At 63.6% G+C, this 280-nt stretch carries 1 protein-coding gene; it reads left to right on the top strand.

Annotated features, from left to right (window positions below):
* Positions 1 to 280 (top strand): ABC transporter ATP-binding protein (locus EN818_RS32305; RefSeq protein WP_135906776.1); only part of this gene is annotated, 280 nt, incomplete at both ends.

Genomic DNA, 280 nt, shown 5'->3' with positions numbered 1-280 from the left:
TCCAAGGTGGGCATCGATACGCTCGAAAGCGGTAGCGTGACGGCGGTGATCGGCCCGAATGCGGCCGGCAAGTCGACGCTTTTCAAGCGCATCGCCAGCCTGATCTCCGGTCCGGGGCTGGTGGAACTTTCCGATACCGCCCGTGGAGACCGCGCCATCTGCTACATGCCGCAGGACACCGGCGCAAACGCGGTGCTGACGGTCTATGAATCCGTTCTGCTTTCCGCCAAGCAGGGCGGCGGCTGGCGCGTTCAGGATCATGAGCTGTTCGAGATCGACG

Source organism: Mesorhizobium sp. M3A.F.Ca.ET.175.01.1.1, from assembly GCF_004791945.1.
GTDB lineage: Bacteria > Pseudomonadota > Alphaproteobacteria > Rhizobiales > Rhizobiaceae > Mesorhizobium.
Note: the sequence above shows the minus strand (reverse complement) of the source record. Positions and strands in the feature narration are given on the sequence as shown.